The 26,162-nt window shown below is 55.9% G+C and carries 21 protein-coding genes; 14 read left to right on the forward strand and 7 right to left on the reverse strand.

The genetic code is table 11. The features are described from left to right. Positions 1-49 precede the first annotated feature (49 nt). The 3 genes from petA to HQL76_00960 all read left to right on the forward strand — a co-directional run bounded on the left by petA (position 50) and on the right by HQL76_00960 (position 2,692). Entirely contained in the window at positions 50-577 is a 528-nt protein-coding gene (gene petA, locus HQL76_00950; GenBank protein MBF0107730.1) for a ubiquinol-cytochrome c reductase iron-sulfur subunit, read from the forward strand. A gap of 70 nt (positions 578-647) precedes the next feature. Continuing rightward, positions 648-1,847: a cytochrome b/b6 gene (locus tag HQL76_00955; protein ID MBF0107731.1), complete on the forward strand. Its 1,200-nt coding sequence runs from the start codon at positions 648-650 to the stop codon at positions 1,845-1,847. 17 nt (positions 1,848-1,864) lie between these two features. Continuing rightward, positions 1,865-2,692 (forward strand): hypothetical protein, encoded by an 828-nt coding sequence (locus tag HQL76_00960; protein ID MBF0107732.1) that lies wholly within the window; start codon positions 1,865-1,867, stop codon positions 2,690-2,692. 66 nt (positions 2,693-2,758) lie between these two features. On the opposite strand, the gene HQL76_00965 is transcribed toward HQL76_00960, so the two are convergent. The 3 genes from HQL76_00965 to HQL76_00975 all read right to left on the reverse strand — a co-directional run bounded on the left by HQL76_00965 (position 2,759) and on the right by HQL76_00975 (position 7,906). Next, positions 2,759-5,278, reverse strand: a complete 2,520-nt coding sequence (locus HQL76_00965) for an AMP-binding protein (protein MBF0107733.1) — start codon at positions 5,276-5,278, stop codon at positions 2,759-2,761. A 62-nt stretch (positions 5,279-5,340) separates the two neighbouring features. Then, positions 5,341-5,631 carry a DUF2312 domain-containing protein gene (locus tag HQL76_00970; GenBank protein MBF0107734.1) on the reverse strand — a complete coding sequence of 97 codons (291 nt, stop codon included), beginning with the start codon at positions 5,629-5,631 and terminating at the stop codon, positions 5,341-5,343. A 169-nt stretch (positions 5,632-5,800) separates the two neighbouring features. After that, entirely contained in the window at positions 5,801-7,906 is a 2,106-nt protein-coding gene (locus HQL76_00975) for a hypothetical protein (GenBank protein ID MBF0107735.1), read from the reverse strand. 161 nt (positions 7,907-8,067) lie between these two features. Here HQL76_00975 and HQL76_00980 point away from each other — a divergent pair, with 161 nt between their 5' ends. The 3 genes from HQL76_00980 to HQL76_00990 are packed head-to-tail and all read left to right on the forward strand — an operon-like array spanning position 8,068 to position 10,356. After that, positions 8,068-9,009, forward strand: coding sequence for a dihydroorotate dehydrogenase (locus HQL76_00980; protein MBF0107736.1), 942 nt, complete (start codon positions 8,068-8,070; stop codon positions 9,007-9,009). Between the two features lie 47 nt (positions 9,010-9,056). Next, positions 9,057-9,995 carry a 4-hydroxy-3-methylbut-2-enyl diphosphate reductase gene (gene ispH / locus HQL76_00985; protein MBF0107737.1) on the forward strand — a complete coding sequence of 313 codons (939 nt, stop codon included), beginning with the start codon at positions 9,057-9,059 and terminating at the stop codon, positions 9,993-9,995. 4 nt (positions 9,996-9,999) lie between these two features. Beyond that, positions 10,000-10,356, forward strand: coding sequence for a PilZ domain-containing protein (locus HQL76_00990; GenBank protein MBF0107738.1), 357 nt, complete (start codon positions 10,000-10,002; stop codon positions 10,354-10,356). 74 nt (positions 10,357-10,430) lie between these two features. Here the strand turns inward: HQL76_00990 and HQL76_00995 are convergent, their stop codons facing one another. Beyond that, the gene (locus HQL76_00995; protein ID MBF0107739.1) at positions 10,431-13,520 is read right to left on the reverse strand and encodes a hypothetical protein; all 3,090 of its coding nucleotides are present in this window, start codon (positions 13,518-13,520) and stop codon (positions 10,431-10,433) included. A gap of 510 nt (positions 13,521-14,030) precedes the next feature. Between HQL76_00995 and HQL76_01000 the strand changes: the two genes are divergently transcribed. The 8 genes from HQL76_01000 (at position 14,031) to HQL76_01035 (ending at position 22,521) form a co-directional block, all read left to right on the forward strand. Next, entirely contained in the window at positions 14,031-14,684 is a 654-nt protein-coding gene (locus tag HQL76_01000) for a transglycosylase SLT domain-containing protein (GenBank protein ID MBF0107740.1), read from the forward strand. Positions 14,685-14,885: 201 nt separating this feature from the next. Beyond that, positions 14,886-15,209, forward strand: a complete 324-nt coding sequence (locus tag HQL76_01005) for an RNA-binding protein (GenBank protein MBF0107741.1) — start codon at positions 14,886-14,888, stop codon at positions 15,207-15,209. A gap of 220 nt (positions 15,210-15,429) precedes the next feature. Beyond that, positions 15,430-16,356 carry a LysR family transcriptional regulator gene (locus tag HQL76_01010; GenBank protein MBF0107742.1) on the forward strand — a complete coding sequence of 309 codons (927 nt, stop codon included), beginning with the start codon at positions 15,430-15,432 and terminating at the stop codon, positions 16,354-16,356. Between the two features lie 268 nt (positions 16,357-16,624). Continuing rightward, entirely contained in the window at positions 16,625-17,542 is a 918-nt protein-coding gene (locus tag HQL76_01015) for a LysR family transcriptional regulator (protein ID MBF0107743.1), read from the forward strand. A 112-nt stretch (positions 17,543-17,654) separates the two neighbouring features. Continuing rightward, positions 17,655-17,927 carry a hypothetical protein gene (locus tag HQL76_01020; protein ID MBF0107744.1) on the forward strand — a complete coding sequence of 91 codons (273 nt, stop codon included), beginning with the start codon at positions 17,655-17,657 and terminating at the stop codon, positions 17,925-17,927. Positions 17,928-18,097: 170 nt separating this feature from the next. Beyond that, positions 18,098-19,450 (forward strand): DUF4071 domain-containing protein, encoded by a 1,353-nt coding sequence (locus tag HQL76_01025; GenBank protein MBF0107745.1) that lies wholly within the window; start codon positions 18,098-18,100, stop codon positions 19,448-19,450. A gap of 61 nt (positions 19,451-19,511) precedes the next feature. Beyond that, entirely contained in the window at positions 19,512-22,151 is a 2,640-nt protein-coding gene (locus HQL76_01030; protein ID MBF0107746.1) for a patatin-like phospholipase family protein, read from the forward strand. Positions 22,152-22,221: 70 nt separating this feature from the next. After that, positions 22,222-22,521 (forward strand): hypothetical protein, encoded by a 300-nt coding sequence (locus HQL76_01035; protein ID MBF0107747.1) that lies wholly within the window; start codon positions 22,222-22,224, stop codon positions 22,519-22,521. A gap of 484 nt (positions 22,522-23,005) precedes the next feature. Here the strand turns inward: HQL76_01035 and HQL76_01040 are convergent, their stop codons facing one another. From HQL76_01040 to HQL76_01050, 3 genes are all read right to left on the reverse strand, one after another. Beyond that, entirely contained in the window at positions 23,006-23,194 is a 189-nt protein-coding gene (locus HQL76_01040) for a hypothetical protein (GenBank protein MBF0107748.1), read from the reverse strand. Positions 23,195-23,328: 134 nt separating this feature from the next. Further along, positions 23,329-24,927 (reverse strand): hypothetical protein, encoded by a 1,599-nt coding sequence (locus HQL76_01045; GenBank protein ID MBF0107749.1) that lies wholly within the window; start codon positions 24,925-24,927, stop codon positions 23,329-23,331. 91 nt (positions 24,928-25,018) lie between these two features. Beyond that, positions 25,019-26,071 (reverse strand): glycosyltransferase, encoded by a 1,053-nt coding sequence (locus tag HQL76_01050; protein ID MBF0107750.1) that lies wholly within the window; start codon positions 26,069-26,071, stop codon positions 25,019-25,021. Between the last annotated feature and the right edge of the window lie 91 nt (positions 26,072-26,162).

Genomic DNA, 26,162 nt, shown 5'->3' on the forward strand with positions numbered 1-26,162 from the left:
CAATACGGCAACCCTCTTCACGAATACCCCTTGGAGGTCGAAATTGTCCATGGCTATCGAGGCAGAAGAAAACCGCCGGGATTTTCTCATCCTGGCCACAAGCGCCTTCGGGGTGGCGGGCGTCGCTGCCGCCGCCTGGCCGTTCATCCGCTCATGGAGTCCGTCGGCGGACGTTCTGGCGCAGGCGACGACCGAGGTTGACATCAGCGCCCTGCAACAGGGACAGATGATCACCATCCCCTGGCAAGGCAAGCCGGTCTTTGTCGTGCATCGCACCGCCGAAATGATCACCATGGCCCAGACAGGCGACAAGGAAAGCCTTCCCGACCCCGCCAAGGATGCCGATCGGGTAAAAAAACCGGAATACCTCGTCCTTCTGGCGGTCTGCACCCACCTGGGATGCGTGCCGCAACCGATCGGGACCGGAAACTTCGGCGGTTTCCTCTGTCCCTGCCACGGCTCCCACTACGATACTTCCGGACGCATCCGTCAGGGACCCGCGCCGCGAAATCTCGAGGTCCCGTACTATGACTTCAAAGATGAAAAAACTCTGGTCATTGGCAAGGCGATGGCCTGACCGCCGACCGTGTTGCATGTAACAGTCGTCCTGCCTCTCTAAGATAGGAGTGTTTGACGTGTCGAAAATCATGGAGTGGATAGACGCCCGTCTACCCGTAACCGAACTGATCAAAAGTCAGGCAACCGAGTATCCAACGCCGAAAAACCTCAACTACTGGTGGAACTTCGGCTCTCTGGCGCTCATGGTGCTCATCCTCATGATCGCCACCGGTTTGTTCCTGGCGATGCACTACAAGCCCGACGCCATCCTGGCCTTCAACTCGGTCGAACACATCATGCGCGATGTGAACTTCGGCTGGCTGTTGCGCTACATGCATGCCAACGGCGCCACCTTTTTCTTCATCGCGGTCTACATTCACATTCTCCGGGGGATGTACTATGGGTCCTACCGCGCCCCGCGGGAAATTCTCTGGTGGATCGGGATCGTCATTTTCTTCATGCTCATGGGGACCGCCTTCATGGGCTATGTCCTCCCCTGGGGCCAGATGTCCTATTGGGGCGCGGCGGTGATCACCAACCTGATGAGCGCCATTCCGGTGGTCGGGGAAGACCTGGTGGTCTGGATCTGGGGTGGTTTTTCGGTTGCCGATCCGACCCTCAACCGGTTTTTCGTGCTGCACTTTCTCCTGCCGCTGCTGGTGTTCGGCGTGGTGGTGGTTCATCTGTGGGCGCTGCACGCGGTCCATTCGAACAATCCGGTGGGGATCGACGTTCACGAGGGCAAGGATACCATCCCATTTCATCCCTACTTCACGATCAAGGATCTTTATGGGATGGGGGTGTTTCTCATCATCTACTGTTACTTTGTCTTCTTCGCCCCCAACGCCTTCCTTGAAGCGGACAACTATATTCCCGCCAATCCGATGCAAACGCCGGCGCACATCGTCCCTGAATGGTATTTTCTCCCCTTTTATGCCATTCTCCGTTCGATCGATTTTCTCGGCTCCTTCAGCAAGCTGGCGGGGGTGATCGCGATGGTGCTGTCGATTGCGATCCTGTTCATCCTGCCGTTTCTCGACCGCTCGCCGGTTCGTTCATTCCGTTACCGTCCTCTCAGCAAACAGTTGTTCTGGATTTTCGTCATCAACGCCTTCGTTCTGGGTTGGGTGGGGTACAATCCCGCGGACGCCAGTCTGTTTCACGGGGCCGTTCCGCTGATTCTCATCGGTCGGACCTGTACCGCCATCTATTTCAGCTACTTCATACTCCTGTGGCTCATTACCGCGTTGAAGATTGAAAAGCCCAGACCCGTGCCTAAAAGCCTGTGAGGAGAGGTGTCCGGATCATGAGACTCATCAAAACAATTCTGGCCGTTTGTCTTCTGGCGGCCATGGTACCCATGGCGCTCCATGCCTCTTCCGGCGCGCCCCAACCTCCCAGCCAGGACTGGTCCCATCATGGAATGTTCGGAAGTTACGACAAAGGGGCCGCCAAGCGCGGCGCCCAGGTTGCCGTGGAAATCTGCATGGGATGTCATTCCATCGGCCTGATCAAGTTCGATCAGTTGCGCAAGCTGGGTCTCACGGAAGATGAAGTCAAGAAACTGGCCGAAATCCAGGGTCGTTCCAAGCTCGACCGGATGAACGCCGCCATGGATGAAACTTCCGCCAAGGAATCTTTTGGCGTCATTCCGCCCGATCTGTCGCTGATCACCAAGGCTCGCAAGGGATATGAAGATTATGTGTTCGGTATCCTCACCGGTTACCTGAGCGACGAGGAGACCCAATTGGTGACCAAGACCATGGCCGATGGTGAAATCTCCGAGCAGGAGGCCATGGAACTGCAATCGGCCCTGTTGATCGACACCCACGACAAGGCCCAGGTCAAGGCCAAACTGGAACGCATCGCCAGTGGCAGTCCTTTCAATAAATATTTTCCGGGCAACTTCCTGGCCATGCCGCAGCCGATGACCGCCGGTCAGATCACCTATGCCGACGGTACCGAAAATTCCCTCAAGCAGTTGTCGCACGATGTCGTCGCCTTTCTCGCCTGGGCTGCCGAACCGACCATGGAAGAAAGAAAATCCCTGGGATTCTGGGTTCTGGGATACCTCTTCATCCTGACAGTCCTGCTGTATGCCATCAAGAAACGGATCTGGGCGAAGGTGCATTGACGGACCCTGGGGCTTTGCCCCAGATCCCACTGGGAAGGGGCCAGCCCCTTCCCAGACCCATCCACACTATTTTTTCTTGACAAATTTTTCGTAGATTCCCTCGATCGACTCAAAATCCATCACCGAAATCATTCCTGGCTCGATCCTCAGTTGACACACCTGGTTCAACATTGTCACCAGTTCGACAATGGCCAGGGAATCAAGCAACGAAGTCGAAACCATCCGATTCCAATCGGGATTGTCGTGCAACGGCGCATGATCCCGCACCTTTCTTTGCACCAGACGAAAAAAATGATCACGACTTCCATCCCACACGCTTTGTTCCGGGGGAGGATCGTTTTCTTCAAGATTGATCACGCCAAAGTTTTGTTCCAGCAACCTCAAGGGGACATCGATCCACTCCGGATCCAGATGCGTGCCATCACCAAGACGTTCCGGGGGAATCATTCCCTCTTCATTCAGAAGGGGGGTACAGACATCGATAAAATGGATGACCAATTCGGCACACATCGATTGCATCGCCGCATAAAACCGCTGCTGATGGCGATACCGTTCCCGGACCGAACCACAAACAGGCCATTGCCGGTCGCCATTGTCCCGGTCAAGCGGGGCCGTGGGAATTCCGGTCATGTAGGCGAGGCGTCCCGGCCACAATTTTCGCAATACCAGAAAAAATTCACGATAGGCATCGACCGCCTGGCGGATCCGCATTTCCGGATCGGGACTCCTGGGAAACAGGGTGCGGCATTCCGGTTCTCCCGCCTGAATGACCAGGGGGTCGCGGTCCTTCATGTGGGTGACGAGTTCGGAAAAAAAGGGGATGGTCTTTTTCCAGTTTTCCGACCACAGGAGACCGACCCAATAGGCATGAATCCCCTTGAAACGGTTGTGGTGCGAGGTAGCGCTGGTCCAGAAGATGCGAACATGGCTGTCACCACACAGATGAATGGCATCCTGCATCCCTTTCAGATAACGTTGCAGATTGTTTTCCCGGGCCATTTTTCCACTGGATGTTTTTCTGAGCCATCCCCGCGGCACCATGGCGACGCGAACGGGAACGTCGCAGAGAAGGTTCAGTCGGGTTTGCAGGTCCTGGCCTATCCGAACTCTTTGTCCAAATGGCAGATGTTCTTCGGGTTCGACCAGGGCATAAGTGTTTTGGGTATCCAGTTCGGGATCCACGGCGCCGACGACCGCCACCCGACCGGGATGAACGGCGGGATGGGCATCGATCACCGCCTCCACATCCTGTGGATGGATGTTTTTGCCATTCTGGATGATCAAATCCTTGATGCGACCGCAGAGGAACAGCCGACCTCCATGAAGAAATCCCAGGTCCCCTGTCGGAAACCATCCATCGATGGCCCGCGGTGGCGATTGGTAATACCCGGTCACGGTACACGGACCCCGCAACCAGATTTCCCCGACCACTTCCCGCGATGGCGACTCGATGCGCACCTCCACCCCGGCCAAGGGAAAACCACAACCGATCACCACCCGTCCTCCAGCCATGTCACGGATTTCGCCATCCAGGGCCTGCCCCCGTCCCCAGGGATGGACCCGATTGCGACGCAAGGAGGCGGCATCGACGTTCAGGCAAAAGGGTGGTTTGCCGATTTCCTCCTGCGTGGCGGCAAACACATGTTCCGCCAGGGCATAACACACCGACAACTGATCCGCTCGAACGCCATGGGTCGTCATGAATCGTTGAAACGCGGCCAGGGAAACCGGTTCGGAACAGTTGATGAAGGCCCGGACATGCTCCAGGCGTCTGGGATGGGGATTCTTGCACAAAAAGGAAAAGGCAAAATTGGGCAACCAGGTAAGGGTGCCGCGATAACGCTCCATCATTTCGAGAAGAAGACCCGGAGATGCCGCCCATTGAAAAGGATCCAGATAATAGACCGGCGTTGCCGTCAGGAGTGGCAACAGAAAGGTCGCCACCAGACCCATGTCATGATAGAGGGGCAACCAACTGACGATGCGGTCGGTTTCGGGATCCAGACAGAGCGCCTGGCGATAGCCATCAAGCTGGGCGATCAACAGTTCCTCGCGAATGGCCACCGCCTTCTGAAGACCGGTCGTTCCCGAGGAACATTGCAAAAAGAGTTCACCCCCTTCCGGTGGTCCACGCCATCCGGGAAAATGTGTTGGATCGAGGACCGTATCGTCTTCAAGCCGATTCAATGTGGTCCCGGTCAACACTTCCGGACAAATGGGACGATCCTCCTCTTCGCCGATGAAGGTTGCGCTGCCGAACCGATCCCGGTAATTGACCAGTTTTTCACCATAGGCCTCGGGTGTCGTCTTGTGATTGGGATAGGAGATGAATGCCGGCAACCGTCCGGCGAGGATCGCCCCGAACCAGGCGGCCATCATCATGGGGGTCGTGTGCCCGAAGATCATGATGACCCGATCGGGGGTTTCATGAATGCGGCTGGCCCAGGTAACGGTCAAACGATAAAATTCGCTCCGGTCGCAACCACGCATGGCCACGGGATCCTCGCCAAACCGGGGATCGTGGACAAAAAGCAGGGACCCGGAACGCTCCCGCAAACTTGAGATGAATCGGGCAATGAGCGACATGTGATTCCAAGGTGTTCCGGAGGGGGAGGAATTCTCCCCCCTCGGACCGACGGACATGGTATTTACTGAATGGTTTGAAGTGTCATGCCCAGCGCCTCTTTGTAGAGGTGCAGAATGGCATCCTCTTCGTCGATCTCTCCAGGATCCTTTTTGCGCAATTTGATGATTTCCCGCATGACCTTGGGATCGAACCCGTTTCCTTTGGCCTCCTGGTAGAGATCACGAATGTCCTGCCCCAATTCCGCCTTTTCCTCCTCCAACCGTTCGATTCGTTCGATATAAAGGCGCAACTCCTCGCCGGGAATCGAGGTATTTTCCACTGCGGCGACCGCCGATCCATGAACATGTTGCATTTCCGACATTTCCTCCTCCACCAGGCTGCATGATGCGCGTGACAGGTATCCAATTTTTGACGATTGACCGACATCTCGGAGAATTCATCGGCCAACAGCCGTTAAATGCAATAACGGTGCCTGATCTCCGAGAGAATCATTGACATTAAATGATGCGTATCAATACATTCTAGAATTGTCGTTCGTGAACCCACGAACCACCCCCCCATTCAAACAACGTTTCCAAAATGGATCTTCCCCGTGCTGGCAAAACCACAACCCCGCGCCAAGTCCGGTCGATTCCGGGCCATGATTTATCTTTAATTGAGAAAACAACACGATAAACAGGATTCATGGCCTCGGGCCGTCCCTTCGCGTCCAACCGTGCATCGACCGGTCCGCCATGGATCGAAGCCAACTCGGGAAGATCCAGCGTCGTGGATTCAGCTTTGCCAATGGAAACAAGACGCAGGGCAAGCGAAGGAAAGGCGTTTGCCGGAAAATAAAATCGCCCTTCTTTTCCAAGGGCGACCTCCCGAAGGTTCTCCTCTTTGGCATATCCCAGGATTTGCCATTCGTTGCCCGCCAAGGTCAGCAATGGGAGAACGGTTCCAACCCATTCGCCAACATGAAGCGGATCGGCAAGCCACACCACCCGTCCCGTTTCGGGGGCGATCACGGACAGTCGATCTTTTTTTCTCTTGAGTCCCGACCAGACAACCTCTTCTCTTCCCTTCTGTTGCAAAAGGTTTGCTCTGAGTTCCAGATTTCCGACCGCCACCAGACTCCATTCCAGACGTCGTTGCAGCACCTCCATTCTTTTCCGGCTCGACAACAGTTCCAGGTCCAATGCCGGCACGCCAAGGCGAAGCATTTCCTCGCCCCGTTGCACCACCCTGCCCAGGGAAACCCCGAGGTTCTCGATAATTCCTTCCTGCGGTGCGTAGACCGGACGCAGGATTTCAGGACGTATCACGGCGCCGATCTCGACCGAGGCGGGCCAGGGAACGAGCAACACAACCACCACCGCCATCAACCATCCCAACAACCGTCCCGCGACGCGCCCTCCACCCGGATCGGCCATCAAATCACCCCACACCCCCAGTTCCCGCGCCACGGGACGAAGAACGAACCAGCCCAATTCGACAACGAGCAGGACCAGACCCAGAAGTTTGAAAAAAAGGTGATACACCAGCAGGGCAATGGAGACGAACAGCAGCAGACGATAGCACCAGGTTGCCCAGGCAAAGGCGATCAGGAAACGGCGCCGCCCCACCGGCCACGGTTCCGGGGGTGGCATTGAAACCCCAAGGACGAGCCGACGCAACCACCAACACCCCATGGCAAAGGCACGATCATGCAGGTTGGGGATGTCCATGACGTCGCTCAAGAGAAAATAACCGTCAAAACGCATGAAGGGATTTGAATTGATGGCCAAAGTCATGATCCACGTCGATCCCGCCAACAAGAACAAGGCCTCCCGCACCGGACCGTCCGGCGACAAATTCCACAAGGCGGTCGCCCAGATGGCCAAACTCAACTCCGCCTTCATCCCTGCCGCGGCAATTTTCAGACGTTGCCGCCGTGAGGAAATTTTCCATGCTTCGCTCAATTCGGTGTAGAACACCGGCCACATCACCATGAAGGCAACCCCCATCGATGGGACATGAATGCCCAATCGTTTCGCCGCCAGGGCATGTCCCAATTCATGGACCCCCTTGGCCAGAAGCAGCGCCACCGCCAACAGCATGGCGCCCTCGGGTCCATACACCCGTGGAATCGTATCGATAAAACGATCCCAATGATGCATGGTCATGAACCAACCCCACAGCAACATGACCCCCTGAACAACCAAGAACCAGCGCGAAAACAAAAAATCGACCCCAGGGAGAATCCGCCCCAGAAACGGATCGGGGTCGATCAATGGAATCCGAAAGAAAAGATAGTGTCCCAGAAACGACCGCCACCATGGCGTCCGACGGGCCGGATTCGATTCCAGCCCCTGAAGGGACAGCAGTTGATGATCCCTGAGAAAAATGAACAAATCGTAAATTTCCCGGCGTGAAAATCGGGATCCTGTCCGTTTGTCCTCGATGGCGTTCCAAAGCGCCTCAAGGGTGATGCCCCCCTTCCAATGATTCATCATGTGCAGTTGTCGCGGACCAATGCGAAAAAATCGATGGCGGACGGGATCATGGATGATCCAGGTCGGAGTACCATCCAAAGAATCGATCGGACCCGGCACAATGGCCAGGTCTTCCCTCAGGGCCGGAAGGGGACGATGCTTGAATTTCATGGACCGGTCCACCCCCTCCCTGGTTCATCCCTCTTCCTGGAATCTTGAGGGGGAGATACCTGGGCCGTTACAAAATGCCTTTTGCCAATCCGCCCCGTTCGTCGTAACATTCCCATCCTGGTAACCTTGCCATGATTCACACTTGATATTCACGGTACACAATGAACATAAAGTCCGATATCCGTGTCACGCTGGCCGGGGTGCCACTGGCCTCTCCCATCGTTCTTCTTTCCGGCTGTGTCGGATTTTGTGAGGACCTGGCCCGTCTTGAAGGTTTTGATTTCTCCCCCATTGGCGCCGTATTCCTCAAAGGAACCACCCTCGAGCCCCGGCAAGGCAACCCACCCCCCCGGGTCGTCGAAACCCGTGGCGGAATGTTGAATGCCATCGGCCTGCAAAACCCCGGCGCACGACAGGTCGTTCAGGAAATCCTCCCCGCCATCCGCCACCTTCCAACCCGCCTGTTCGCCAATATCGCCGGGTCCACCATCGAAGAATATGGCGAAGTGGCCCGCATCTTCGATGACAGCCCCATTGATGGCATCGAAATCAATATATCCTGTCCCAACGTCAAGAAAGGTGGCGCCGCCTTCGGTTCCGATCCCATAATTGCCGCACGGGTCGTGGAAACGGTCAAACGCGCCACAACCAAACCAGTCATCACCAAACTATCCCCCAACGTCACCGACATCACCCTTCTGGCCCGGGCCGTCATCGACGCCGGCACCGATGCCATCTCCGCCATCAACACCTTGATGGGAATGGCCATCGACCTGGAAAAACGACGTCCCGTCCTCGGCAACGGTCAGGGAGGACTGTCGGGACCCGCCATCAAACCGGTCGCCCTGCTTCAGGTCTGGCGCATTTCGCAAATCGCCACCCCCCGGGGTATTCCAATCATCGGTCAGGGGGGAATCGCCTCCGCCCGCGATGCCATGGAGTTCATCCTCGCCGGCGCCACCGCCATCGGCCTGGGTACCGCCCTGTTCCGAAATCCCATGATGGCTGGAACGTTGTTGACGGAAATGACCTCCTGGCTGCACCGGTTTGGCGCAAAATCCTTCCATGAACTCATGGGAACGCTCGACACAACATCTGGATAAGAAATATAATTAACAATATAAATAATAGTCAGCACGAAGGAATCCATATGCATGTCATATTGGCGCAGCCAAGAGGTTTTTGTGCCGGGGTGGAACGGGCCATCGCCATCGTCGAAAAAGCCCTCGAAGTCTACGGCGCCCCTCTCTATGTCCGGCATGAAATCGTCCATAACCGTTGGGTCGTCGATTCCCTGAAAAGAAAGGGGGCCGTGTTCGTGGACGAACTGATCCACGTCCCCGATGGCGCCACGGTCATTTTTTCCGCTCATGGCGTCTCCAAGGCGGTCGCCGCCGAAGGACAACGCCGTCCCTTGCGGGTATTGGACGCAACCTGCCCTCTGGTCGAAAAAGTTCACCGGCAAGCGGTCCGCCTGAACAATGACGGTTACCGCGTCATCCTCATCGGGCACCCCGGCCATCCCGAGGTCGAAGGAACCGTCGGACAACTTCCTCCCGGAAGCATGGAGGTGATCCGCGACGAGGATGCCGTATCCTCCCTGCCCGAAGATGACCATGAAAAAGTGGCCTACATCACCCAAACCACCTTGTCCCTGGATGAAACCGTCAAGGTAGTCGATCGCCTTCGCGACCGCTTTCCCTCCATTCGTTCCCCTGGCCGGGAAGACATCTGCTATGCCACCCAGAACCGACAGAATGCCGTCAAGGCCCTGGCCCGGCGTTGTGACCTGATCCTGGTATTGGGCGCACCAAACAGCAGTAATTCCAACAGACTGCGTGAAGTTGCCGAACGCGAGGGAACCAAAGCCCATCTGATCGAATCGGCGGACGATGTCCAAATGGCATGGCTCGACGGCGTCACAACCCTTGGAATCACCGCCGGAGCCTCCGCCCCCGAAATCCTGGTCGAAGGATTGCTGAACCATTTGGGCATCGACGATCGAATGGTTGAAATTCTCTCGGTCAGCGAAGAAAATCTGGTCTTTCCCCTGCCACGAGAATTGATGCAATCGACCAATAGCAGGTGACAGAATGATGATGACAACCTCGCAAAAACCGCAAAACAGCCTCATCGAGCGAATTTCCAGCCGCCTGGATCACCGCGAACCCGCCATGCTCAGGTTTGGAAAAGAACGTTTTCCCGTTGAACTCCAGGATATTGGTGTCGCAGGCTTTGGACTCGATGCCCTGGTTGGCCTGGACATTGATGACCTGGTGGAATTGGAGGTTTCCAGTGACGGCGGCATGGATATCTATCGATGCAAGGTCGTCTTCTGCCGTCGCAAGGGACACATTTTCCGCATCGGATTGGAAATCATCGAACAAGAACCCGATCTTGTTTTTCTGACCCATGAGGGTGAAGAATACACGCAACTCGAAACTCTTTGATCTTTTCTTCTCTTGATAAAAAAAAGAGCGCACCAAGGTGCGCTCTTTTTTCATCAACAACGAATACGACCAACCTACCGGGCGGAAAAGGTACCCTTGACCCGTGAAAAGTTGGAAACATTGCTCGCAGGACCGATACCGGTGAAGGTGGGTCCGGACAGATCGACCGAATAATAATAGTTGCCCACCGCGCTCGTGCCGTTGAGCGATTGGGCCAGGATGGAATTGCCGTGGGTCGAGGCAATGTTGAACAACTGGGCAATCCGCACTTTGAGATCGGCACTGAGACTCGACTGGTTGGACCCCGAGGAAGTCACCAACAGATTGGAAACGGCGGCATTAGACAAGGTGGCACTGCCAGCCGAAGTCGCCGCCCGGGTATAGTAACTCACCGAAGCGGAAGAGGGACTCGTCAAGGTCAACGTCGTCCCATTGCTGCTGTAAGGAAGGCTGAAGGTCGCGGAAATTTTCCGTTCTCCCGATGTCCTTTCGCCATCGCTGCCATCCAGAAGGGTCATGGTCACCCCCAAAGACCCACTCCCCGAAGGAATGTTGCTCAAAGTAAAGTTCAACACCGGCGGGGTGGCGGAAGAAGAGGTGGTGGAACTGGCCAGAAGAGACAGATTGGACGCGCTGACCGACACCGAAGAGGGCAACGAAACGATCAGCTCCCCACCAGAGATGGAAGGGGTGGCAGGAGTCAGGGTCGTCGCGGTGTTGCTGGGGTAATCGGTCAAGGTGATGGAGTTGAGCGGTACCCAGAAGGCAGAGGTCGATGCGGAAGGAGAAGCGGAAGCAGAGGCCGAAGCAGAGGCCCTTGCCGCAGCCGAGGCGGAAGCGACCGCCGCAGCGGAAACCGCCGCACTGACAAAGATTGCGTTTGCATGAGCAACATTGCCTGAATAGGAGGCGACCTTGGTGGAATCAGTAAGATTGGCCGCCAGGGTACTGTTGACCATCAACGGACGGGCACCGACCGCCATCGTCGTCGAAAGTTGATTGGAAATTCCAAGATCGGCCAAGCTGCTGACACCGAGAACGGCCATCGCAGTGGTCTGGGCAAGCTGCCATTGAGTGACCGCGATACCGCTTGGTTTGACGTTGTCGAAGGTGGCGGTAGCGCCGGAATGGACCCCGGTGACCGACGATTTGATCGCGTTGAGCGCGGAACGCTGCGTACCGGTGGTATCGGTGATTTTCAGACCCCCCGAGGAAAATACCTCGTTGAGGACAAAAAGTGCGTTGCTCTGGACAAACGAACGAACGTTGGCCATGTCGAAACCGGTGATCCCGGAGGAAACCGTGGCAGTGCTGCCGTCCGCCTTCCTCATGTTTCCATCGAGAGAATCATCGGAAAGGTCCTGACCAAGAGACATGAACAGCTTGCCAATGTTGCTGCTGCTGACACTGCCAGCGGTACTGGCGGTACGACGGACGGTTTCGGACAGGGCTTCACTGGCCTGGATGAAAGTCGCCAGATTGGACGCCCCCAGATTGGCGGTGATGGGATTGAAATCATCGGTGGAAGTACCGTCGGTATTGGAATCAACCCCGAAACCGAAAACAGATAGAACCGCGGTCGCCTTGGTCTTGAGTTGGGTCGAGATGTTGCTGGTAGTGATTTGAGCCTCGGCCAGGTTGCCCTTGTCGCCGACGAGGGCATAGTAGATGAGGGTGGAGAATGGCGAAATGTTGGCGACGCTCTGGCTGGTCGTGCCGATGATGGAACGCATGTTGGTCTGGGGCATCGTACCGCCGGTGTTGCTATGCACCGAGTCGGTGCCGCCCGAAAGATCGATGGCCAGAGGTGGCGTGCAGGAGCCGATATTCAGGGTGAACTGGGCATTGGAATTGGTGGTGGTCGCAGCAGCCGAACATTCGGTGCCATTGGCATTATACACCTTGATGGAGGCGCTCGACACCGGCCCTTCGATCGCGGTTCCACCGACCGTGATGGAACTCGTCGTCGTGGTGGCGCTGGTCGAACTGGTGGCGGAAAGGGCGGCACTGACGTTGCCCGAGTAGGTCGCGACCTTCGAGGAGTCAGCCACGGAGGATGCCAAAGTCGAATTCACCGCCTTGGAACCGCGGGAACTGATCGTCTGAGTCGTGGTCAATTCCGTGGAAATACCCAGGTCCGAAAGCGCGGAGACCCCCAGAAGGGCAATCGCGGTCTTTTTGGCGTCGGACCATTGGGAAACCACGGTGGAACTCGGCTTGACGCTGTCGTAACTGGTCGTCGCCGTGCCGCTGACACCGGCAACGGCGGTCTTCAGGGCCGACAGAGCGCTGGTCTGAGACCCGGTCTGATCGGTGATGTTGAGGCCGGTGGTGGAAAAGATTTCGTTGAGGACGAAAAGGGCATTGGAGCGGGCATAGGCGCGGACACTGGACGTGTCGAAGCCGGTAATGCCGGAAGAAACGGTGGTGGAGGTCCCATCCGTTTTCTTCATGTTGCCGTCAAGGGTATCGTCGGAAAGATCCTGGCCCAGGGTCTTGAGAATGGCGGTGATGTTGGTGGAACTGACACCACCGGCCGCCTTGGCGGTACGACGGACGGTTTCGGAAAGGGCTTCGCTGGCCTGAACGAACGTGGCGATGTTGGCGTTACCCAAAGAGGCGCTGACCGGATTGAAGCCGCTGCTCGTCGAACCGTCGGTGCCGGAATCGATGCCAAAGCCGAAGGCGCTGATTACCGAAGCCGCCTGCGACGTAATGGCGCTGGAGGTGTTGGTCGTCGTCAGACCGGCGTCGGTCAGGTTGGTTTTGTCCTTGAGAAGGGCATGATAGATCAGGGTCGAGAACGGCGAAATGTTGGCCTTGGAGGAAGCGCTGCTGGCGACGATGGAGCGCATGATGGCGGTGGGAACCGTCACCCCAGCGGAGGAGTGCAATGTATCGGTTCCGCCCGAAAGTTCCAGCACCAGAGGATAGGTGCAAGAACTGCCGTAGACCGTGAAGGTTGCATCGGAGTTGGTTGTGACCGCCGCCGCGGAACACTGCGTCCCTCCCGCGTTGTACACCTTGATCGAGCCGTTTTTAACCGGGCCATCGACCGCAAGCCCCCCCACTCCAGTAGCGGAACTGCCGCCACCGCCGCCGCAAGCGGCGACGCCAAGAGTGAACAGGGCGGACAGGGCCAGAATACTCGTGCTTTTGATCATAATGTAGGTTCCCCAGTGCTGATTAAAGTGAAAAAAGTCAGGTCGCGGACAAACACAAGGCTTCCCCATGGCCAAGCGAAGATACGAACCATTCACCCACTGTCACCCAGGTCGATCAGGTGGCCCGCGGCAACGTTTCAAATCGGTGTTGGGACAAAAACGAAATACCGGATCGTATCCGGCATCCGGCTCGTGGAAAAATCGCCTGATGCCCCGAAGCGGGCCCGGAACAAGGTAGCACCCCTCCTAAAATAACACCATGCTTACGTGATCCTAGTGGATCGATCCAATTCTGTCCAGAACTTTTCCTGAATCGGTCAAGAATCATGGCCCCAACGGCTCTGCTCCAAACGTATTCGAAGAAAATTCCCTTGATGAAGGTCGTATTTTTTATTAATTTCGATGCGAATATCTTCGTGTTTCGTTCCGGGAAACCCCGACGCCGTCAATTCGGTCAGGTTTCCTCATACGAATCTCGATTCGACCCATCGGCAGGGACACATTGCCATCATGCCAACCCGAACCGCGCCCACTGCGTACCGTTTGCCGGCATCCCTGTTCCGAACCGCGACACGGGTCATCGGGGTGGCGCTGCCGTTGCTTTCGGGATGCGCCACCGTTCCCGCCAACATTGATCATGCCTGCATCCTTCTGGACGATCGCGAGGATTGGTTCGAAAGCCTGAGGGCGACCGAGAAAAAGTGGGGCATCCCCATGCACGTCCAATTGGCCATCATCCACCAGGAATCGAAATTCCGCCCGGATGCCCGTCCCCCGCGAAAACGATGGCTCGGTTTCATACCAGGCCCGAGAATTTCGAGCGCCTTCGGCTATGCCCAGGCCCTGGACGGAACCTGGGACTGGTACAAGACGAAGACCGGAAATTCCGGCGCCGACCGCGATGATTTCGAAGATGCCGTCGATTTTATCGGATGGTATGCCGACATCAGCCACAAAACCCTGGGACTGTCCATGGATGACGCCAGAACACACTATCTGGCCTACCATGAAGGCCACGGCGGCTACAAGAACAAAACCCACCTGGCCAAGAAATGGCTCCTTGATGTCGCCGACAAGGTTGCCCGACGGGCGCGCGAATACAAAAGCCAGTTGCAAAAGTGCCGTCAATCCTTCGAGCACCGCTCCTCCCCGTCCCTTTTTTAAGAGTTTTCTTATCCTCTGCCTCCTTGCCCCATCCCCGGCCCTGTCCAGTGATACGGCTCATTTTAAAATTTGTTTGGACGGTAACGAAACGGACTGGTGCAAAGTCCATGGTTGCGTGTAGTATGGTTTCGGTGAATAGGACCTGCCGATCCATTGAATACTGGATGGTCGTCAGGTCAAGACTTGTTCGAGGGGGGCGCCGTGGACAAGGTTTTCGTTGGCAATCTGCCGTTCGAGGCTACCGAGGTGGAATTGCACCATTTTTTTTCCACCGGCCTGGTCGTCGGCGTCGTCAAGGTTGTGCGTGACCGGGAAACGGGTCGGTCGCGTGGATTCGCCTTCGTGGAGGTCGAAGACCCTGAAAAGATGATCATACTGTTCAACGGTCGCCAACTCGATGGCCGTGTACTCAAGGTGGACCGCGCCCGGGAGCGTCCCGACCGGACCCAGGGGCCCAACCGAGGCGTCGGCGCCCGCCTTTTCCGCCGGGCCCGCGTGCATGCCTCCATCGATGGCGATCCATGAAAGGAAACCGAATTGACTCTTGGAAAAGAATGATTGATTATTCAGATGATTGAAATGTAACAGGCGGTCGCACAAACATAACCATAAAAAGCCGACCCATGCCATCGATATGATGGTTGTTCACGATCAACTGCTGCTATTGCATTACGCTGTGACATCAAAGCGTTTGGGGGGAGGGCGATAGGGCTACCGGATGGTTCAGGTAACTCCAATGCACTCCATGAAAAATAATTTGCAAAAAGTCGATCTCAATCTGCTGGTGGCCTTCGACGTCCTCATGACCGAACGCAGCGTCACCCAGGCAGGTCGGGTTCTGGGGATCACTCAAGCGGCCATGAGCAACACGCTCAAACGGTTGCGGCAGACTTTCAACGATCCTCTGTTCATCAAACTCGGCCATTCCATGGCCCCGACCGCTTTGGCGCTCAAGCTGTCCGAACCCATCACCAAAGCCCTCGACCATGCCCAATCGATTCTGAAGAGGGAACATTTCGATCCCGGCTCGGCCAATCGCCTTTTTCGAATCGCGATTTCGGAATGTATTTCCGCGCCGCTGCTGCCCATCCTTCTCCAGACGCTGCGCCGGGTCGCCCCCGGCGTCCACCTGGAGATTCTCGAACCGGGTGGCCGGGAACAAACGCGCATTCTCGACCGTGGCGAGGCAGACCTGTTGATCACCTGGTTTCAATGGGTCACCGCGGGCAAAGTACATCTTCATCGACTGTTCGATCTTGATTTTGTCTGCATCGCCCGTCCCGGAAACCCCCACGCCCCGGAACATCTGTCGCTGGATGGTTTTCTCGCCGCGGAACACGTTCAATATCTTCCCCCGGATCTGACCACCACGCCGGTAGACGAGGCATTGAAACAACTGGGGCATTCCAGAAAGATTGTCTGCAACCTGAACAGCGCCAGCATCCTGCCACATCTGATCGCCAGCACCGATTTTCTTTCGGTCCTCCCCGACCACCACGCCCGTTTCCTCGCCTCCGGAATGAACCTGACGGTCCACCCCCTTCCTTTCAAGGTCATGCCTCTGCGCATCGCCATGGCCTGGCATTCCCGGACCGATGAAAGCCTGCCGGATCGCTGGATGCGCCAAACCATCATCGATCTGTTCGATTCGTCGCAGGCCGGGCCGGGCTGACCGTGGAAAAACGGACTTTTGCCTGGATCCATTGGAAGGGGAGGAAGACGAAAGGTCGGGCCGACAGAACACAAGCTCAGAGGGGGGGGGAGGCCTGTGTCCCGCCGGCCCGGTGATGAAAAGCCGAAGCTTTTCATCGTCCATCATGTACCGGATGCAGTTTCAAACGCGGCGAACTTCTTAACGAGCAGCAAGGAGTGTATATAAAAAAAAGGCCGAAAGCAAATTTTTTCTTTGAATATGTTATATTTGGTAATGGAGATCGATCGTGAGAACGGAACTGCAACAATTCGATTTAAACCTTCTGTTGGCGTTTGAAACTCTTTTTATCGAACGAGGGGTCACCCGGGCGGGAAATATACTGGGGATCACCCAGGCGGCGATGAGCAATACCCTGAGGCGTCTTCGGACCATCTTCAACGATCCCCTCTTCATCAAAGATGGTAACCGGATGGAACCGACGGCGCTGGCGCTGGAATTATCAGGTCCGATCCAGGCGGCACTGCGGGAGATGCGTCAGATTCTGGAGGTGGAACACTTCGACCCGCTGACCGCGCGCTCCATGTTCCGCCTGGGAGCGGTCGATTATGCCGCCGCGGTGTTTCTTCCGGCACTGCTGCAACGCCTTCAGAACGAAGCGCCGCATGTCACCATCGAACTGGTGGATATCGGAGGAGAGGAGGAAGGGCGATTTCTCGAATCGGGAGAGGTCGATCTCATTCTCAGCCGTTTCCAGGACATCATGCATCAGGAATCTTTGAAACGGCTGTATGACATGCATTATGTCTGCCTGCATCGGGTCGGACATCCCCTTGTTCGGGAAGGGTCCTTGAGCCTGGAAGATTTTCTCGCGGCGGGTCATGTCCATTATTACCCCAAGGGGATGATCACGACGGTCGTCGATGAAGCGCTGGCGCAGATGGGAACATCACGACGCATCGTTTCGCGGATGTTCTCGCTGAGCCTGGTGCCGTTCATCGTCGAAAATTCGGACCTTCTGGCCATTGTTCCGGACGGAGTGGCCCGATATCTGGCCCGTTCCCTGAACCTTGCCCAAGTCCCGATCCCCTTTGCCACACCACCCCTGCGGATGGCGATCGCCTGGCATCGGCGGACCGAAAGCAGTATCCAACACGTCTGGTTGCGGCAACAGGTCCTGGCCGCTCTCGACGGGACGGTCGCATGAAATAACCCATGAATGACTGCGGAATTCTTTCAGGTTGCATATGAATTCCAATAAGGATATTCTTTGGGTCGAGGGGCATCCGAACTTGTTCGAGAAAGGTTCTGCAATGCGGATGCACGCGAAACAGGAATGTTCAGGTCATTCCACCAAAACCACCCCGCCACTGGATCCATGGGCCCCGGAACTGCTCCCGCCGCTGGAGTTGGCATTGGTCGTGGAAGATTGCCTTTTTGCCTTCGTCAACGCCCAAAGCCCGCACTCACGCGACATGCTCTGGCCATTGCTGGTGGAATCGGTCGAAGCCCTGTTGACCGATTTCAGACGTCGCTTCACCAGTGACGGACCAGAAGCGGCGGTCGATCGCAGCCGTTTGGTGGATCAATAATCCTTGCTTGTCACATTCCCCTGGATCCGGGACAGCATGATCGTCCCGGATCCAGAAAATGTTTGCGCTCCGGAAAAATGATTGTTGATCTTTCTCTGGTCCGGTATCAGAATGACATGGACAATTGTCGTTCATAATTTTCAGACTGTGAAGTATCCATTGGGGTCGGCATGCCATCAAAACATAATCATGATCGGCCTTTGATTCCTTTGTGTTTTGTCCTCATGCCTTTCGGAAAGAAATCCGATCGAGGGGTGCGAGTGATTGATTTCGACCGCGTTTATAGCGAAATCATCGCCCCCGCGATCATAAGGGCAGGAATGGATCCCATTCGTGCCGACGAGGAACAGACCGGAGGGATCATTCACAAGGCGATGTTCGAACGTCTTATGTTGTGCGATTATGCCATCGCTGATCTGACCACGGCCAACGCCAATGTTTTCTATGAATTGGGGATTCGCCACGGCATTCGACCGCAGAGTACAATACTGATCCATGGCGCGACGATGAATCTTCCATTCGATGTGGCGCCACTTCGGAGCCTTTCTTATCACCTGGATTTTGAGGGCAATCCCGCGAAACCCAAGGATGATTGTGAACATCTCGCGAAATTGCTGGAACAATGCCGTAATCCGGTTGCCGACAGTCCGCTCTTTCAACTGATTTCAGACTTTCCTCCCCCCGACATCGCCCGCCTCCGGACCGATCTTTTCCGTGATCGGGTCGCCTATGCCCAGGGCTGCAAGGAGCGGCTCGCGATCGCCCGGAAAGAAGGGGAACCGGCGGTGGCGGCATTCGAGAATGAAATCAATCTTCGCGAGGCGGAACCTGCCATCATCATTGATCTTTTTCTTTCCTACCGTGCGGTTTCGGCATGGCAAAGGATGGTCGAACTGGTCGAACGGATGCCCGGACCGGTTGCGAATGCGGTACTGGTACGCGAACAGCTTGGATTGGCCCTCAATCGTCTGGGGCGGCGCGACGAGGCGGAACGGGTCCTGCGGCAGGTCATCGAAACACACGGTCCCAGCAGCGAAACCAACGGAATCCTGGGACGGGTTTTCAAGGATCGATGGGACGAAGCGGTGAAAACGGGAAAAAAGGCCGTGGCGGATGGTTTTTTGCGCCAGGCCATCGAAACCTACCTGGCCGGTTTCGAAGCGGACTGGCGCGACGCCTATCCGGGGATCAACGCAGTCACCCTGATGGAAATGGCCAATCCGGTGGATGCACGTCAGGGGGCGTTGCTGCCCGTGGTCGGTTATGCGGTCAAGAGACGACTTTCGGGAAAGAGGCCCGATTATTGGGATCATGCCACTTTATTGGAATTGCATGTCCTTGGCCGGGATCGTGCCGCCGCGGAAGTGGCATTGGCCGATGCCCTGGCAACGGTGCGGGAATCCTTTGAACCACAGACGACAGCGCGGAATCTGTCTCTGATTCGTCGCGCCCGCGAGGATCGAGGAGAGGACCAGGAGTGGGTCCGGTCGATCGAACGGGAACTGGAAGGTGTGCGTTTCTGAATCACGGGCACATGCAAGCCGAAATTCATGGGAAAAAACATCGGGGGGGGATCAGCAAAACATGTCGAAAAACAACGATGAATCGGAAAAGGAATTCAATGAGGCGCGATTGCAGGCCAACGAAATCCTGTCGGGGAAGAGGCAGGGTTTTAACGTTCGGGAACTGATCGGGATCGCCGAACGATTGCGCGGCACGAGACAATTCGTACTGGCGCGACAACTGCTCGATCCAGAACGTCATGCGTCACTTCTGACAGGGGAACCGGAACGGCAGGCGTTCCATTCAGCCCGGGCCGTGGCCATCTACAAAGATCCGGAGCTGCTTGACGACCTCAAACTCGATCAGGCGTTGCACGACCTGAAGAAAAACCTGGACCTTGACGTTGCCGAAGATCCGGAACTCCTTGGTGTGGCCGGAGCGATCTGCAAGCGCAAGTGGGAGACGACCGGGCACCTGCACGACCTGAAGGAAGCGCTCACGTACTATCTTCGTGGTTGGAACACGAGTACACGGTCGGAATCGAAGGTTGACCGAAGTTATCCGGGAATCAATGCAGCCTTCATTCTTGATCTTCTCGCCACCCGGAACAAGGAAACTTCAGGAAAAAATAAAGTCCTGGGGACGATGGCCGATCAAAGCCAATCCGAAGCGAAGAAGATTCGCGAGGAGATCATCCGCCTTGAATCGACCGGAAGAAGGGATGACTACTGGCATCTGGTGACCATGGCGGAGGCGCATCTTGGCCTGGGCTTGGTGGCGGACGCCTCTTTCGAGGCAAACCATTTTGATCGGGCACGGGCGTTCCTTGAAGAAGCCGCTGGATTGACGGCCATACCCCTATGGCAGAGGGAGACGACCGTCCGTCAATTGTCACGCCTGATCCGCCTGCACCAACCCGAACTCACGCCGCGGACCATTGGCGATTCGGCGGCGGGACAGGCGGTACGAGCACTGATCGACAACCAGACGGCCCCTCTGGAGACAGCCTTTTCCGGAAAAATTGGCCTGGCCCTTTCGGGAGGTGGTTTCCGGGCATCATTGTTTCATATCGGTGTTTTGGCGCGATTGGCGGAACTCGACCTGTTGCGGCGGCTGGATTGTATTTCGTGTGTTTCCGGCGGATCGATCATTGGCGCCCATTATTATCTGGAACTGCGTCATCTGTTGCAGAGCAAAGCGGACGGAGCGATCACCCACCAGGACTATATCGATCTGGTCGATCGTGTCGCCAAGGATTTTCTCGCCGGAGTACAGCGCAATCCGCGAACCCTCGTGGCGGCCAATCTGTTCGCCAATCTCAAGATGATGTTCAGCAAAAACTACTCTCGAACCACCCGTCTTGGAGAATTGTACGAGAAGGAATTGTTTGCCAGAGTTGCCGACGAAGGCCGGGACCGCCCCCGATTCATGTCCGATTTGAAAATCACCCCTTTGAATGCCAAGGGGGCGCGGGAAAACGATTTTTCGCCGCGGGAGCAAAACTGGCTGCGTTGCAACAAGGTACCGATTCTTTCCTTGAATGCGACCACGCTCAATACAGGGCACAACTGGCAATTCACCGCCTCCTGGATGGGAGAACCCCCGGGCGGCATCGATTGCGAGGTCGATGCCAACTATCGGCTGCGACGGATGTATTATGAGCAGGCGCCCGAGCCCTTCAAAAAAATTCGCCTGGGTGAAGCGGTTGCCGCTTCATCGTGCGTGCCGGGATTGTTCGAGCCGGTCACATTGGACAAACTTTATCCCGACAAGACTGTTCGTCTCGTCGATGGCGGCGTCCACGACAATCAAGGGGCGGGGGTACTCCTTGAGCAAGGTTGTTCCGTGATCATCGTCAGTGATGCCAGTGGCCAGATGGAGGCAGACGACACTCCTGGCCATGGAATCCTGCCGGTTGCCCTGCGTTCCAACAGCATTCTCCAGGCCCGGGTCCGCGAGGCCCAGTTTCGCGAATTGGATGCCCGTACCCGCAGCGGTCTTTTGGAAGGTTTTGTCTTCCTTCACTTCAAGAAGGATCTTTACGGGGAAGATATTTCCTGGAGCGGATCCACCGATTCTGTCCCGGTCGCTTCGACCCGGACAAAGACCTGTTATGGCATTCTGACCGAGGTACAACGTCTTTTGGCGGCCATCCGCACCGATCTTGATTCTTTTTCGGAGATGGAAGGCCATGCCCTCATGGTCAGTGGTTACCGCATGGCCGAAAACTTTCTCGCCAAAAGCCCTGTCCTGACCAACCTGGCGGCGACACCGCTTCCCGACTGGCGTTTTGATCGATGGTCTTTTTCCAACATCGAACCCCAGATGACCGACCCGGATCGTGCCACGGAGCTTGTCCGCCATCTGAAGGTTTCACAGATTCAGTTTTTAAAGGTCTGGCATCTCTCTCCCATACTGAATGCTTTACGAAAAGTGGGCATGCCAATCATCATGGCAATCGTTTGCCTTCTTGCTATTATCTTTTGGAATGTTGAACTGACGATTCCATTGCCAACGGTAGGAACCATCGCCCTGTGGCTGCTTCCATTGATTGCCGTTGGTCTCACCGGATGGAAAATCTTTGGAATGCTTGATTTTCGTTCCTGGGTGCGAAAGCTGGCCATTGCCCTCGTAACGGCAACTCTGGGATGGTTGCTGGTCACGGTGCATCTTTGGGTGTTTGATAAATTGTTTCTTTTTCATGGACGGGTACGTCGTTAAACTCCTGTTTCACTATTGTGGAAATCCATAGGGAGAAATTGATATACTGTTACCAATGGGAGATTTAGAAATGGGAATATCCTGGAATTCTGCTGTGGAAGGTACTTCTGGGCTTTGGTATAAGTCCGGAGTCGATGATGACGGCCAATGCCATCTGCTCGTTGCCGAAAATAGAAGAGGTGTTGAGGTTAATGGTGGAAGCCATGATCACTACTGGAAGAGGGATGGAAGCTATTATGTTCAGTTAAGGGATCGCAGTGGCACTGCTTTAGCCGCAGGCAAAAAAGGCCATATATTTGAACGCGATACAAAATTTTCAGGTATCGATAAATACCTAGATGGCTTGTTTTCTCGATACTGCTCGTGCTAAAATTTCAGAGACTGGAATTTCGCGGACAGTATACAATATAGTAACTGCCCAGGTACCCCCAGGGCCCAGAATTATTGAAAGAAAAAAGGGGTCTGGGGGATTGCCCCCAGGGTTTTGATTTTGTTTTTTACGCGCCATTTCACCCGAAGCAAGATTCCCGCGTGATTTTTGCGGGAATCTTGCGTAGGCGCGCGCCTTGGTCCCGATCTTTTCGCGGTTTTTGCGAAAAGACCAGGACACATTGCAAGTTTTCAGGCCTTTCAACCTGCAAGACGTTTGCCCTTCTTCGCAAAAACCGCGAAGAAGGGCAAACCAAGGCGCGCGCCTACGCGGTTTCTCGCAAAAACCACGCGAGAAACCGCTTCGGGTGAAATGGCGCGTAAAAAACAAAGTCAAAATCAAAACCCTGGGGGCAATCCCCCAGACCCCTTTTTTCTTTCAATAATCTCGAACCGGGGGGTACCTGGGCAGTTACACAATATATTTAAAACGGCATAAACCGACTGTAGAAATAATCAAGGATTCCATCGATGCGCCGCCGTTTGGCATCATCGAACAGATCGCTTTCCATCAATCCCTCGGCGTTGAGACGGGTGACCAGGCGGTTGTAGATACCGGGCATCCCCTTGAGAAGGTTGAGTTTCAGACGGGTCAGATCGGAATGGACAAACATTGGATTCTTCTCCCTGATGGCGGATACCTTGCCTCGATGCCGGACCCGGTTTTTCGAAGCAACATTCACGCCATCGGTGGACAGACCATGGAATCGTCAATCTTTTCCATTGGTTCACCACCCACACGATCTTGTCAATGGTCAAGAAGCCAACGGGTCAGGAAAAGACGCGCCCGGGCATCACTGGTGATGGCGTGCATCAGGGCATGGGGGCTTGTGGCGGAACGTACACATTCATCGTAACGCTCGCCGTTCCAGGCTCGATGAGCCGCAAGCAGCCGGTGGTCCATCCGCTGAAGTGCCGCCCGAAGCGGGTCGGCATGCCATCGACGCCATACCTGGTCTCCATCCTCGAACACGTTTCCCATCCAAAGATGAATGGCACCGAACACCGTCACCGTTCCATCCCGCCAGATCATGGGATCGGTATCGAAGGGTTCGACAACCACCTCCTTTCCATCGAGCCATCCTTCCAACAACCGCCCCTCATGAACATATTCGCCGCGCTCCATAAGCCTGGCACGGCCCATGGCATCGATACAGGAACTGAAAAAATAAAACGTCATCTTACCAGAGGTGCCCATGAGGGTGACCTGGGCCTCGCGAATCACGCCACCCTGTTTGCCGGGGTGGCCAGGATATTCCTTGAGGCGGGGTGAGGTCTGCCATTGGATGTCCGTCACCGCCCAACCACGTCGTTCAAGTTCATCGTTCAAACGACCCCACACTCCCTTCTGAAAAAGGCGGGTTGAAAAATTTAATATGTTTTGCTTGTGAATCAGAGAGACCGAACAATCCGCCCGCTCCCCCTGGGCCAAAAGCAGCCGGGCAACATGGGCCACGGGAATCCGCTCCTTGAGGGCGCCATGCCGATCGGCAATCATTTCCTGATGATATTCATCAAAACTGATCTGCACCTGGACCCGGGCAGGGGCAAAGGAGGAGGGCCTTCGATCCAGGGCGCGATACAACCCGGCGAAAAATTGTCGGGCCGCCTCCCGGGAATGCGCCAGCCGTGCATTGAGAAGGATGGCAAACGTTTCCACCCGATCCATGGTGGCAATCGCCTGATGAAACAGCTCAAGATCAGGCGTCAAATCGCCACCGGTAAACAAAAGATTGCGTCCCCGGCGATTGATGGCCGCCAACAACGGAGCGCTTTCGTGAACAGTTTTCATCGGTGGCCGCCAGATGAACATGCAGTGGCGACAGGATTCGGGGCAGGAAAACCTGGGAACGAAACCCATCTTGTCCCAACAGGGTACCGGACGATCAAGATGGATCAAGCCATCCACCAAGGCGATTCGTTCGCGATCATCGGCCCCGCCCACGGCGTTCAAGATTTCCTTTTCCCTGGCGCCGACGCGACGCACCTCCTGTTGACGATCACGGGCAAAGCCGCCAAGCCGACGCCACCGGTCCGCCAACTCCGCGACGAATCGCTCCAGTTCTCCCGGTTCGTCCATGCCCGAAATGGCAATGTCGCCAATCGGCAACCGGTTCCGCCGTTCCAGGAACCAGCGGATCAGCGTGGCATCCTCGTCCCACGGCGCCGCCTCCAGCAGCCAGGAGGAAACAGGCGGGGAAAGGCCGGCGGTATCGATAAACCGCGCAACCCAAGGCCGATACAAAGAATGAACTTCCCGTTCCAACCAACGGCGGGCATACACCAATCCCAGGATCACCCCTTCCTTTTCCGAAAGGTGCCGGACAAAGTGACGTCGCGCCGCCACCAGACGGTTTCCGTGCCACTGAATATACGGGTCCAAGAGTGTCGGAACAATTGTGGGGGTCGGAGAAAAATCATTCCAACCGGACCCATCTTCAATCGTTTTTCCGTCGATCGTTGCCAATGGTCAAAAATCCCAGACGCAATACGTGAAACATGAACCAGGCACAAACACCCGCAAAGACCTCGGGCAACAGCCATGGCAATACCGGCTCAATTCGCCGCTGAAAAAAGGAAAGAAAAACAAAATCCTCCCTACCACCCCTTCCCCGCCGCATGACATCCAATAATAAAAAAATCTGCCATACCGACCGGCGCAATACAGCCCCAACCGCACACCAGCGCCACCACCGCTGTCGATACGTCCGCCCCGTCTCGGATGCCGTCCACAGGCGAAAAAACATCTCCAACGCCAACCGGCCCGTCCGCCCCTGTTCGCGATACAAACCCGGCGACCCTTCGAGAAAGCCGTGATGATCCACCTCCCAGGCAATCATGATCAAGGCATTCAGGATCGCCCGCCGCCACACCCCCTCGGCGATAAACCGGCGCGATGAAGTTCCCAGCCGTCCCGGCAGCAGAATCCAGCGTCCCAAACGGGCCACCTCCCGCGCCAGGCGCCGTTCTTCCAGAAAGGGATGGGTGGTATCGAAGCCCCCTGTTTCCCTGAAAAAAGAAGGGGTGATCCACAAACCCTGGTCTCCATGGATGCATTCATGTCGATCAAGACGACTTTTTTCTTGCCAGAAACGCCACATCCGTCCCTGTTGCACCACAATATCGACAAATTCAATGGCCCAATGGCCGGCGCTGCGCGGTTCCAAGGCAAGTTGCCGCGTCATGAAATCGCAGGCCTCCTCAAGAAATCGCGGATCGGGCAATCGGGAATCGGCATGGAGAAACAACCACTGTTCCCCTCGGGCCACCGCGACCGCAGCATTCATCTGCACCCCTCGTCCCGGTGGCGAGGAGACCACACACCATCCCTTCCGCCGCGCCAGCGCCAGCGAATCATCCCGTGATCCACCATCCGCCACGATGATTTCCAAATCCTTCAACGATTGACGCTCAATGTCCCCGATCAATCGCTCCAGGACGACCGCATCGTTCAATACCGGAATGATTATTGAGAGTTTAATGCCGATCATGATATAAAAGGTGTCGGAAAAACAAGCCATCAAAAGGAGGAACGGGCTCTTGAGGGAGTGAACGGTTACCTTGAGGGGTTGCTCTCAGGGT

The organism is Magnetococcales bacterium (assembly GCA_015228815.1).
Taxonomy (GTDB): Bacteria; Pseudomonadota; Magnetococcia; order Magnetococcales; family UBA8363; genus UBA8363.